Origin of the sequence: Catellatospora coxensis, from assembly GCF_016862635.1 — a bacterium.
Classification (GTDB): domain Bacteria; phylum Actinomycetota; class Actinomycetes; order Mycobacteriales; family Micromonosporaceae; genus Catellatospora; species Catellatospora coxensis.
Genome location: NZ_BONI01000001.1, coordinates 17076 through 28759, shown reverse-complemented (window position 1 = coordinate 28759; position 11684 = coordinate 17076). Strand labels below are relative to the sequence as shown.

At 71.9% G+C, this 11684-nt stretch carries 8 protein-coding genes; 3 read left to right on the top strand and 5 right to left on the bottom strand.

Annotation, left to right across the window (positions count from 1 at the left end; translation table 11 throughout):
* Positions 1-203: 203 nt before the first annotated feature.
* Positions 204-608 carry a secondary thiamine-phosphate synthase enzyme YjbQ gene (locus Cco03nite_RS00125; RefSeq protein ID WP_203687811.1) on the bottom strand — a complete coding sequence of 135 codons (405 nt, stop codon included), beginning with the start codon at positions 606-608 and terminating at the stop codon, positions 204-206.
* Positions 609-761: 153 nt separating this feature from the next.
* On the bottom strand, positions 762-1295 hold the full coding sequence (locus tag Cco03nite_RS00120; protein WP_203687810.1) for a hypothetical protein: 534 nt from the start codon (positions 1293-1295) through the stop codon (positions 762-764).
* A gap of 202 nt (positions 1296-1497) precedes the next feature.
* Between Cco03nite_RS00120 and aceE the strand changes: the two genes are divergently transcribed.
* A complete protein-coding gene (gene aceE, locus Cco03nite_RS00115; protein WP_203687809.1) occupies positions 1498-4233 on the top strand; it encodes a pyruvate dehydrogenase (acetyl-transferring), homodimeric type in 2736 nt (911 codons plus the stop codon).
* Positions 4234-4322: 89 nt separating this feature from the next.
* Here the strand turns inward: aceE and Cco03nite_RS00110 are convergent, their stop codons facing one another.
* Positions 4323-5216 carry a sulfotransferase gene (locus Cco03nite_RS00110; RefSeq protein WP_203687808.1) on the bottom strand — a complete coding sequence of 298 codons (894 nt, stop codon included), beginning with the start codon at positions 5214-5216 and terminating at the stop codon, positions 4323-4325.
* A 236-nt stretch (positions 5217-5452) separates the two neighbouring features.
* Positions 5453-6106, bottom strand: a complete 654-nt coding sequence (locus tag Cco03nite_RS00105) for a ThuA domain-containing protein (RefSeq protein ID WP_203687807.1) — start codon at positions 6104-6106, stop codon at positions 5453-5455.
* A gap of 94 nt (positions 6107-6200) precedes the next feature.
* Here Cco03nite_RS00105 and Cco03nite_RS00100 point away from each other — a divergent pair, with 94 nt between their 5' ends.
* The gene (locus Cco03nite_RS00100; protein WP_239167003.1) at positions 6201-8033 is read left to right on the top strand and encodes an ABC transporter ATP-binding protein; all 1833 of its coding nucleotides are present in this window, start codon (positions 6201-6203) and stop codon (positions 8031-8033) included.
* Positions 8034-8186: 153 nt separating this feature from the next.
* Here the strand turns inward: Cco03nite_RS00100 and Cco03nite_RS00095 are convergent, their stop codons facing one another.
* Positions 8187-9860: a stealth family protein gene (locus Cco03nite_RS00095; protein ID WP_203687806.1), complete on the bottom strand. Its 1674-nt coding sequence runs from the start codon at positions 9858-9860 to the stop codon at positions 8187-8189.
* A 98-nt stretch (positions 9861-9958) separates the two neighbouring features.
* On the opposite strand from Cco03nite_RS00095, the gene Cco03nite_RS00090 reads away from it, so the two are divergent.
* Positions 9959-11638, top strand: coding sequence for a glycosyltransferase family 39 protein (locus Cco03nite_RS00090; RefSeq protein ID WP_203687805.1), 1680 nt, complete (start codon positions 9959-9961; stop codon positions 11636-11638).
* Positions 11639-11684: the final 46 nt, after the last annotated feature.

The following is an 11684-nucleotide window of genomic DNA, read 5'->3' as shown; positions in this document are numbered from 1 at the left end:
TCGCCACGCGCCCGGCAGCTGCCCGAGATCGCTCGACTTGCCAGGCAGGTGGGTGAATGGGCGCTCAAGATACGCACAGGTGCCGGGCAAATCGAGCGATCTTGGGGGGGCGCGGCCCGCGGGGCGCGGGGCGGCGCGGGGCGCGGCCGGGCGGCGTGCGAGGGGTGGGCGGTGCGAGCGGAACCGGCCTACCGCCGAAAGTTTCAGCCGGCGAGGAAGGAGAGGCGGACCTGGCGGGTGGGGTTGTCGCCGTTGGTGTCGACCAGGCAGATCGACTGCCAGGTGCCCAGGGCGATGCGACCGTTCAGGACCGGCAGGCTGGCGTACGGGGCCACGAAGGCGGGCAACACGTGGTCGCGCCCGTGCCCGGGTGAGCCGTGCCGGTGCTGCCAGCGGTTGTCGGCGGGCAGCACGTGCTCCAGCGCCGTGAGCAGGTCGTCGTCACTGCCCGCGCCGGTCTCGATGATCGCGATCCCGGCAGTCGCATGCGGCACGAACACGTGCAGCAGCCCGTCCCCCAGCTCCCGCACGAAGGACGCCGCCTGATCGGTGATGTCGACGACGGTCGCCCGGTTCCCGGTCCGCACCGTCAGCACTTCACTACGCACCCGCCCACCCTAGACGCCCCCGATCCCGGCTCGGTCCGGCCCGGCCACGAGCGAAGGAAGATCGGCGTTCCCGGTCAGGAAGTGAGGTCGGACCGCACTTCTGGACCGGAAACGCCGATCTTGACACCGGGAGGGCGCAGCGGCAGGCAGCGGTCAGTCGCCGCCGCCCCCGCCGTCGCCCCCGCCGTCGCCGCCGGAGTCACCCGAGTCGCCGGAGTCGTCGCTGTCGTAGTCGTCGTCACCGTCGTGGTCCCCGTGCGAGTGGCCACCGCTCCTGCGGCGGCGCTTGCGCGGGGCGAACAGCAGGATCAGGCCGAAGACGATCACCAGCGGGGCGGCGAAGCCGGCGATGCGCTCCAGGCCCGTGGGCGCGATGAAGGCGTACCCGTCCATGCCGGTGATCGCGACCGCCGGGACGGCGGTCTTGTTCGCGTCGAGCGCGGCGGCGACGTCCCGGCCGACCACCCGGCCGCTGTCCCGGAGCGGCCCGTTGACCCAGCTGAGCTCGCAGTTGCCGTAGATGCCCGCGTACGGCGGGGCCAGCAGGTCCTGCTGGCAGACCAAAGCATCACCGTTGTTCCCCGCCGTCACCTTTTCCCCGCCCAGATCGGCCAGGAGGGGGAAGGTCGTGTTGACGGCCAGCAGGAACCCGTATGCGATGAGTAGGAGACCGAGGAGTCGTCGCATGGGCGGCAATCTAATCGGCGTACGCCACTGGAGCGCTCCCCCGGTCGTGAAGCCGACCGAAATGTTACTGGTCAGTATGCGTGTCGCGTGTCGCATCGCGTGCCGGTACGCGTGACGAATCCCCCACCGGAGGGGCAGGATGGGTCGAACAGACAAACTCTGTGTCTAGACCGATCATCACTACAACTACGAGGGAACGCCTGTGGCCACCGAACGCAAGCGCCCGGTGATCAGCGACGGCCTGCCGAGCCAGCTCCCGGACATCGATCCCGAGGAGACGGCCGAGTGGGTGGAGTCGCTCGACGGAGTGATCGACGAGCGAGGCGCCAAGCGCGCCCGGTACGTCATGTTGCGCCTGCTGGAGCGGGCTCGTGAGCGGCAGGTCGGCGTCCCCCCGCTGACCACGACCGACTACATCAACACGATCCCCAGCGAGCGCGAGCCGTGGTTCCCCGGCGACGAGCACATCGAGCGCCGGCTGCGCGCGTACATCCGGTGGAACGCGGCCATGACCGTGCACCGAGCGCAGCGCCCCGGTGTCGGCGTCGGCGGGCACATCTCGACGTACGCGTCGTCGGCGTCGCTGTACGAGGTCGGCTTCAACCACTTCTTCCGGGGCAAGAACCACCCTGGTGGCGGCGACCACATCTTCTACCAGGGCCACGCCTCCCCCGGTATGTACGCGCGCGCGTACCTGGAGGGCCGCCTGACCGAGCACCAGCTCGACGGGTTCCGCCAGGAGCTGACGCACCCGGGCGGCGGCCTGCCGTCGTACCCGCACCCGCGCCTGATGCCGGACTTCTGGGAGTTCCCGACGGTGTCCATGGGCCTGGGCGGCCTGAACGCGATCTACCAGGCGCGGTTCAACCGCTACCTGCACCACCGCGGCATCAAGGACACCTCGGACCAGCGAGTATGGTCCTTCCTCGGCGACGGCGAGATGGACGAGCCGGAGACCCTGGGCGCGAACGGCCTGGCCGCGCGCGAGGAGCTGGACAACCTCACCTTCGTCATCAACTGCAACCTGCAGCGCCTCGACGGCCCGGTCCGCGGCAACGGCAAGGTCATGCAGGAGCTGGAGGCGTTCTTCCGGGGCGCCGGCTGGAACGTCATCAAGGTCGTCTGGGGCCGCGAGTGGGACCCGCTGCTCGCCCAGGACACCGACGGCGCGCTGGTCAACCTGATGAACGTGACGCCCGACGGTGACTACCAGACCTACAAGGCGGAGTCCGGCGCGTACGTGCGCGAGCACTTCTTCGGCCGCGACGCGCGGACCCGCAAGATGGTCGAGCACATGTCCGACGACGAGATCTGGGGTCTCAAGCGCGGCGGCCACGACTACCGCAAGCTCTACGCGGCGTACAAGGCCGCGACCGAGCACACCGGTCAGCCGACGGTCATCCTCGCCAAGACCATCAAGGGCTGGACGCTGGGCTCGCACTTCGAGGGCCGCAACGCCACGCACCAGATGAAGAAGCTGACGCTGGACGACCTGAAGAGCTTCCGCGACCGCCTCTTCCTGGACATCCCGGACTCGGCCCTGGAGGCCAACCCGTACGAGCCGCCGTACTTCCACCCCGGTGCGAAGAGCGACGAGATCGGCTACCTGATGGAGCGGCGTGCCGCGCTGGGCGGCTCGCTGCCCTCGCGCAACACCGCGCCCAAGCCGCTGCAGCTGCCCGAGACCAAGGTCTACGCGGACCTGAAGAAGGGCTCCGGCAAGCAGAAGATCGCCACCACGATGGCCTTCGTCCGCCTGTTCAAGGACCTGATGAAGGACAAGGTGATCGGCCACCGCTGGGTGCCGATCATCCCCGACGAGGCGCGCACCTTCGGCATGGACTCGCTGTTCCCGACCGCGAAGATCTACTCGCCGCACGGCCAGCAGTACACGGCGGTGGACCGGGAGCTGTTCCTGTCCTACAAGGAGTCGACCGCGGGGCAGATCCTGCACGAGGGCATCAACGAGGCCGGCTCGGTCGCCTCGTTCACGGCCGCGGGCAGCGCGTACGCCACGCACGGCGAGCCGATGATCCCGGTGTACATCTTCTACTCGATGTTCGGGTGGCAGCGTACGGCCGACGGCCTGTGGGCGGCGGCGGACCAGATGACGCGCGGCTTCCTGCTCGGCGCGACCGCGGGCCGGACCACGCTCAACGGTGAGGGCCTGCAGCACGAGGACGGCCACTCGCACCTCATCGCGGCGACCAACCCGGCCGCGGTGGCGTACGACCCGGCGTTCGGCTTCGAGATCTCGTACATCGTCGAGGACGGCCTCAAGCGCATGTACGGCGAGTCGCCGGAGGACGTCTTCTACTACCTGACCGTCTACAACGAGCCGTACGTGCACCCGGCGGAGCCCGCCGACGTGGACGTGGCCGGCCTGCTCAAGGGCCTGTACCGGTACGCGCCCGCGACGGTCGAGGGGCCCAAGGCGCAGATCATGGCCTCGGGTGTCGGCATGCAGTGGGCGCTGCGCGCCCAGCAGCTGCTGGCCGAGGACTGGGGCGTGGCCGCCGACGTGTGGTCGGCGACCAGCTGGACCGAGCTGCGCCGCGACGCGGTCGAGACGGAGCGGTACAACCTGCTGCACCCGGACCAGCCGGCCAAGGTGCCGTACGTGACCCGCGCCCTGGAGAACGCGCCCGGCCCGAAGGTCGCCGTGTCCGACTGGATGCGGGCCGTCCCGGACCTGATCTCGCGCTGGGTCCCGGGCGACTACACCTCGCTCGGCACCGACGGCTTCGGCATGTCGGACACGCGCTCGGCCCTGCGCCGCCACTTCAACGTCGACGCCGAGTCGGTCGTCGTGGCGGTCCTGGCCCAGCTCGCCCGCGCCGGTGAGGTCCCCGCGAACGCTCCGGCGGAAGCGGCCCGCAAGTACGCCATCGACGACGTCCTGGCGGCCCCCGCCGGCGAAACCGGCGGCGACAGCTGAGAAGGAAGGGCACCTTCACAACGCTCCGCGTTGTAGAAGGTGCCCTTCTTAACCACGAAGGCCCCGCGACCTGTGTCGCGGGGCCTTCGTCATACGCGGTAGCCGTAGCGGCGCATCAGGGGCAGGGTCAGGGCGGTGGTGGCCAGGCGGGAGGAGGCGGGCAGCTCCCCGCGCCAGGCCTCGTCGGCGCGCACCTCGACCGTGCCGGTACGGAAGCGGCCCGGGTTTCCGGAGACGGTGTGGTTGGCGGACAGCTCCACGGTGCGCTCGCCCCGGAACGGGCTCGTGCCCGGGGCGGTCTGCGCGAACGCGAGCACGCCGGCGATGGCCGCGCGCGGATCGGCCGCGAAGTCCTCGTAGCGCAGGCGCAGGTAGCGGCCGGGGAACGCACGGGCGGCCCGTTCGATGAGGCCGTTCCAGGACACCCACTTCACGGCGCTGTCGTACGGACCGTGCCGCACCATCATCGCCGGGGCCGACCGGTCCAGCTGCCGCTTCGGGCGCTGCCAGGAGTGCGCCACCGCGCGCGGGTCGCGCACCACGTGCAGCAGGTACGGCGTGACGCCCGCCTGCTGGCGGGCCAGCACCGCCGCCCCCGACGGGAGTTTCGACGAGTCCACGATCGTCGTCGCCCCGGTGACCTCGGCGACGGCCGCGTACAGCTTGCTGAACACGCTCACCAGCGGGTGCCCGTGCCGCAGCACGCGCATGGTGTGCCGGGCCCGCGCCGACTCGCGCTGCCACCGCTTGACCTGACGCGGATCGGGGACGTTCGGGCCGTACGCCCGGCGCAGCACCTCGCGCCACAGCGGGCAGCAGCGCACCGGCTCCCCGCAGCCGCAGCTGCGCCCGCCGAGCAGCCCGCGTTCCCAGAGGAACCACAGCTCACCGGTGGTGAAGACACCGGGGTGGGAGCCGAGCACGTTGTCGATGATCGTCGTGCCGCTACGGCCCCAACCCGCTAGATAGAGCACTCGTGTCATCCGCCGACAGTGCGCGGCGAAGGTCAGGGCGACGTCCGGGTCAGGTCCGGGTCACCTTTCGAAAGGGTGTGAATCGCCTGTGAACACGCCCGGCCAGCCCACCGGCTCGGTGCGAGAACCAGGCGGCGCGGTGAAAAGGGATGAGCGGGCAGCCGAGTTCCTGGTGCGCCGGATCTGGAAGAGTTGTCGTCGTCCCCGCGACCACAACTCTTCTAGATCCAGCGGCGGTCGGTGGTTCAGGGGCGGGCGGCCCAGAGCAGGCCGCGTTCGGTGAGGGTGCGGATCTCGGGGATGTCGAGGTCGGGCAGGTGGTGGCCGATCGTGGAGACGAAGACGCGGCCCTGGCCCCAGTGCCGGGTGTACACGGCGGGGTGGGTGACCGGCTCGCGCCAGGGTTCGCCGTCCTCGACCGGGAAGGTGATGGTGGCCAGCACGTCGCTGAGGGGGTCGGCGAGCATCCAGTAGCGCTCGGTGTGCAGGGCGACGGTGCTGATGCCGGCGACGATCGGGTGGTCGGCGCGGTCGGGTCGCACGGTGAGGGTGTGCGGGACGAAGTCGCCGGGGTGGCAGGTGAACCAGCCGCCGGTGAGCCACTGGTAGCGGCGTTCGGTGAACGCGGCGACGATGCCGCCGTGCCACCCGGCGAGGCCGGTGCCGGCGCGGACGGCGTCGTCGAGGTTCGCGGCCCGGTCGGGGCTGAGGTCACCGGTGGTCCAGCAGTTGACGATCAGGTCGGTGCGGGCGAGCAGCGCGGCGTCGTCGTACACGGAAAGGTCGTCGGCGGTCTCGACGGTGAAGCCCTGGTCCTTGAGGAACGGCAGGAAGCTGTCAGTGGTGCCGACGGGGTCGTGGAACTCGGCACCACCGCGGACGATCAACGCGCTACGCATGGCGCACAGGGTAAACGTTTTCCTTCCGCGGTGGCCAGCCCACCGGCATCGCCGCTCGGGGCAGCCGTTGCCCGGCGGCGGCTAGTGTCGGGGCATGCCCCCGGAAGACCCCGCCGCCATGCCCCAGGTGGGGCTGCGCACGCTCTGGCCGTACCTGCGCGCCCACCGCTCCTCGCTGCTCGTCGTCGCCGCCCTGTCGCTGGTCACCACCGCCGGCACGCTGCTGCAGCCGGTCCTGACCCGCAACGTGCTCGACGGGCTCGGCGCGCGGGCGCCGATCGGAGCGAGCGTGCTCGCGCTGGTCGTCACCCTGGTCGGCGTCGCCGCGATCGACGGCTTCCGGCACTTCCTGCTCCAGCGCACCGCCGAGGGCCTGGTCCTCACGTCGCGCCGCCGGCTGGCCGGGCACCTGCTGCGCCTGCCGATCGCCGAGTACGACCAGCGCCGCACCGGTGACCTGCTGTCCCGGGTAGGCGCGGACACCACGCTGCTGCGGGCCGTGGTCACCTCCGGCCTGTTCGACACGGTAAGCGGCGCGATCATGGTGGTCGGCGCGGCGACGGCGATGGTGCTGCTGGACCCGCTGCTGTTCGGGGTCACCCTGATCGGCCTGGTCATCGGCATGTCGGGCGGCATCTTCTTCGCCCGCAAGGTGCGTGGCATGTCCCGGGACGCGCAGGCGCGCATCGGTGAGATGACCGCCGCCGTCGAACGCTCCATCACCGCGGCGCGCACCATCCGGGCCAGCCGCGCCGAGGCCCGCGAGACGGCGACCGTGGCGCACAGCGCCGAGGAGGCGTACCACGCGGGAGTGCGGATCGCCCGGTTGCAGGCGATCGTGCAGCCCGCCATGGTGACCACCATCCAGGGCTCGTTCCTGCTGGTGCTGGGCGTCGGCGGGGCGCGCGTCGCGTCCGGCGCGATAACCGTCGGCGACCTGGTCGCCTTCGTGCTGTTCGTGTTCTTCCTGGTGATGCCGCTGGGGCAGGCACTCAACGCGTACACCCAGCTGCAGGCCGGGCTCGGTGCGCTGCAGCGCATGGAGGAGGTCCTGGTCATCCCGCTGGAGGGCGCCGGTGGCGCGGCGCCGGGGGCGCAGGTTGCGCCGCCGCAGACCGACGCGGTGCGGATGGCAGGCGCGGAGCCGGCGGCGCGGCCCGGCGCGCCGGCGATCGAGTTCGACCGGGTCGGCTTCGGTTACACCGACGCCGAGGGCCGGGTCGGCGAGCCGGTGCTGCGCGAGGTCAGCTTCCAAGCCCCGGTGGGTACGCGGACCGCGCTGGTCGGGCCGTCCGGGGCGGGCAAGTCGACACTGCTGTCCCTGGTGGAGCGGTTCTACGAGGTGACCTCGGGCAGCCTGCGCGTCGACGGGGTGGACGTGCGCGAGCTGAGCCACCAGACGCTGCGGTCCCGGCTCGGCTACGTCGAGCAGGAGTCGCCGGTGCTGGCCGGCACGCTACGGGAGAACCTGCGGCTGGCCACGCCGGACGCGACCGAGGAGCAGATGCGCGCGGTGCTGGCCGCGGTGAACCTCGACGAGCTGGTCGACCGGACCCCGCTGGGGCTGGACGCGCAGGTCGGCGAGGGCGGTGTGCTGCTGTCGGGCGGGGAGCGGCAGCGGCTGGCGATCGCCCGTACGCTGCTGGCCGCGCCGCCGATCCTGCTGCTGGACGAGCCGACCAGCAACCTCGACGCGCGCAACGAGGCGGCCCTGCGCTCGGCGATCGACACCGTCGCGCAGGGCCGTACGCTGCTGATCGTCGCGCACCGCCTGTCCACCGTCGTGGACGCCGACCAGATCGTGGTGCTGGAACACGGCCGCGTGGTGGCCACCGGCCGCCACGAGGAACTGCTCGACACCAGCCCGCTCTACCGCGAGCTCGCCGCCCACCAGTTCCTCGTCGACCCGGCCCCGGACCCGGCCTGACCGGGCCGCCACGACACTCACCGACCGTGCCGGCGTTCCGGCGTTCCGGCGTTCCGCGGGCCCGCGGCCTCCACGCATAAACGCTGGCCTATCTCATCGAAAAAGAGGCGATCATCTTCGATGAGATAGGCCAACGTCGATGGCAAACCAGGGTCAGCCGGCCACCGGGGCGGCGACGGCGGGTTCGGCGGTGCGCTGGGTGAGGTCCATGCGGCCGGACAGCTCCCAGGGCGCGTGGAACGGGAAGTACGCCTCCATGAAGTCGCGCACCATCTCGGTCTGCTCGTCCATCTCCCCGGCCGCCGAGTTGGTGTCGTTGAGGCAGAACACGTCGACGTTGCGCTGGCGGACCAGCCGGGCCAGCATGATCGGCGCGACCAGGCGGCCCAGGTCGATGTAGACGTGGCTGATCGAGCCGGGCACCGAGCGCCCGGTGCTGTGCGCCCAGTAGTGCGCCAGCGACGACGGGATGGACAGGTCGCCGCGATCGCGGAACTGGTGCGAGGCGGTGGCGTGCGACTCCTCGCGCAGCTCGGTCTCGATCTCCTCCAGCACCCCGCGCAGCAGCGGGTACGGCACGTGCCGCATCTTCTGGTAGAGCTGGGTGCCGAAGCGCGACTGGAGCAGCCGCCGGTTGTTCTTCGCGGCGACGTCGACGGGCGCGTCGGCGGGCGCGGGCGGGTTGACGTCGACCAGCGAGCTGGACGGGAAGAACTTGGCCACGCCGTTGGCGAAGAAGAACTGGGTGGGCAGCACGGGCCGGCCCAGGATCATGTCGTCGTTGAAGTACAGGAAGTGCTCGGACAGGCCGGCGACCTTGTGCAGCCGCGACTCGATCGCGTGCGAGTTGAAGGTCGGCAGCACGCCCACGTCGCCGAAGATCTCCTTGTGCGAGACCAGCGTGACGTGCGGCGAGGTCGGGTCGAGCCAGGACGGCGTCTGGTCGTCGGTCACCAGGTAGATGTGGTTGACCCACGGGGCGAACGCGTGCAGCGAGCGCATCGAGTAGAGCAGCTCGTCGCGTGAGGTGAAGCGGGACGCGTTGGTGGCCAGCCCGGCGAACGAGTCGTCCTCGTCCTCCCCGAGGGCCTGCGCCTTGCGGCTGCGCCAGGCCGGGTCGTCGCCGTCCACCCAGGTGTAGACGACGTCGATGGGGAACTGCACATCGTTGGGGCCGGGCTCGGCGTAGACGGCGCGGCTGCGGTAGCGGGGCTCGGCGTCGCGCGGCACGAACGCCGAGAGCCGCGCGGCGGCGACGTACTGCGTCGGGTTGTCCACGCTGACGACGGTGCCGACCTTGTGGTTGCGCGGCCCGACCTGGCGCGGGGCCTGCCAGCCCTGCTGCTTCACGGTCGACCAGAACTCGATCTCGCAGGCGTACGCGTCCAGGGTGAGCGGCAGGTTCGCCGCGCCCCCGGCGGACCGGTAGACCTGCACCACCGCGCAGCGCTGCGGGCTGACCCGGCGGCCGGCGACGTCGAGGGTCCGGATGACGGTGTCCTCGGCGGCCCTGCCCCGCAGCAGGCGCAGCACCTGCGCGCGGTGCTCGGCCGCGACGGCGACCGCGCTGCGGCGCGGGTCGGTGTGCGGCAGGCAGAAGTAGTCGACGCCGTCGGCTTCCAGCAGCCCGGTCACGGTCTGCAGATTGTCGTGCCACGCGTGGGCGGGCGACGGCCCGCCGGCCTGGGGGGCGGAGCCGGTGGACCGGGTGCGGGACGGTCCGCCGACGAGCAGCTTGGCGATGCGGACCCGCTGGCGCAGCGGCAGCCGGTACGCGGCGGCGCGCAGTGCGGGCCTCGGCAGGAGGCGTTTGACAATCTGCTTCACAACAACCCAACATAGGTTATAAGCCGTATAGGACTGCGTATTTGGTTAATAAGGACATTCATGTTGACTGCCGTTTTCAGCCGTCAGGGGGTCAACGCTTGACCCGCCCACAACCGCACGCTTTCGGCCCGGCCCCGTTCGGCGCCCGGCTCGCCCGCAGCCTTCCGATCACGATTCCGGCGCTGGTGACCCTGCTCGTGGTGCTGGTCGGACACGACCGACGCGCCCTCTGGCGCGACGAGTACGCCACCTGGTGGGCCGCCTCGCTCACCACGGACCAGCTGGAACTCCTGCTGTCCAAGGTAGATGCGGTGTTCGCGCCGTTCTACCTGTTCACCCGGGCGTGGGTCGCCCTCTTCGGGGACGGCCTGACCAGCCTGCGACTGCCGTCGGCGCTGGCCATGGCGGCCGCGGCGGGCCTGATCGGGGCACTCGGCCGGCGGCTGTTCTCCCCCGGTGCCGGCCTGGTCGCCGGGCTGCTGTTCGCCCTGCTGCCCGCGGTCTCCCGCTACGGCGAGGAGGCCCGGCCGTACGCGTTCGCGCTGGCGTTCGCCGTGGCGGGCGCGCTCGCGCTGCTCCGCGCACTGGAGCAGCCGGAGCGGTGGCGGCGCTGGGCGCCGTACGCGCTGATCGTCACCGCCATCGGCTGGTCGCACCTGGTCGCGCTGACGGTGCTGGCCGCGTACGCGGTGGCCGTGCTCGGCGCGGTGGGGCTGCGCTCGACGGCGCTGCGCAACTGGGTGCTGGCCACCGCGGCCGGCGGGCTGCCCGTGCTGCCGCTGCTGTGGCTGGGCAAGCGGCAGACCGGTCAGATCGGCTGGATCGGCGACCGCGGCGAGGAGTCGATCCGCGAGTTCATCACCAGCATCTTCGGCTCGCTCTGGGTCGGCCTGGCGGTGCTGGGGCTGGCCCTGCTGGCGGTGCGGCTGGCCGAGCCGCGGCGGCGCTTCCTGCTGGCCTGGGCGCTGCTGCCGCCCGCCGCCGTGCTGGCACTCACCCCCGTGATCAACATGATGCTGTCGCGGTACCTGCTGTTCACGGTGCCGGCCTGGGTGCTGCTGGCCGCCTGCACGCTGCGCCAGGCGTCGGCGCGGGTCGCCGCGCTGACCCCGGCGGCCCGCGCCGCGGCGGCTCGAGCGGTGTCCCCGGTCCCGCCGACGACGGCGGCGCGCCGGGCCGTCGCGGGCCCGCTCAGCGCGAAGGCGATCCTCGGCGGCGAGGCGGCCCAGACCGGCGGCTCGGCGCGGCGCGGCGCGGTCCGGGCGCTGGCCGGGGACGGGCCGGGCTGGGCGGTGTCGCTGGGCGCGCTGGCGGTGCTGGCCCTGGCCGGCCTGCCGGGGCAGGTCGAGGCGCGCACGCTGCCCGCCGGCAACCAGGCCGATCTGCGTACCGCCGCCGAGATCATGCGGCCGCGCCTGCTGCCGGGCGACGCCATCGCCTACGGCGGCGAGTCGCACGGCGGCCCGCGCACCTTCCGCCGCGGGATGACCTTCGAGCTGCGCGACCTCGACGGGCCGAAGGACGTCTTCGTGTCCGTCCGGGGCCAGGACCGGGGCAGCTTCGAGGCCGTCGAGTGCGCCGACCCGGCCGAGTGCGCCCAGGGTGTCACCCGGATCTGGCTGGTCACCTCCGCGCCCGACCGCGACCTGTTCGCGGCCATGCCGGTGGCCCGCGCCGAGCTGCTGCGCGACGAGTTCACCACGGTGTTCGCCCAGCGCACCCAGGGTGTCGCGGTGGCCCTGCTGGTCCGCGAGCAGCCCCCGGCCTCGCAGCCGTAGCGGCACACCTGCCCGAAGGGCCCGTTCCCAGCTGGAGCGGGCCCTT

Coding starts and splice junctions, on each gene's coding strand:
- Cco03nite_RS00105 (WP_203687807.1), bottom strand. CDS start 6,106: ATGCGTAGCGCGTTGATCGTCCGCGGTGGTGCCGAGTTCCACGACCCC.
- Cco03nite_RS00110 (WP_203687808.1), bottom strand. CDS start 5,216: ATGACACGAGTGCTCTATCTAGCGGGTTGGGGCCGTAGCGGCACGACG.
- Cco03nite_RS00100 (WP_239167003.1), top strand. CDS start 6,201: ATGCCCCCGGAAGACCCCGCCGCCATGCCCCAGGTGGGGCTGCGCACG.
- Cco03nite_RS00120 (WP_203687810.1), bottom strand. CDS start 1,295: ATGCGACGACTCCTCGGTCTCCTACTCATCGCATACGGGTTCCTGCTG.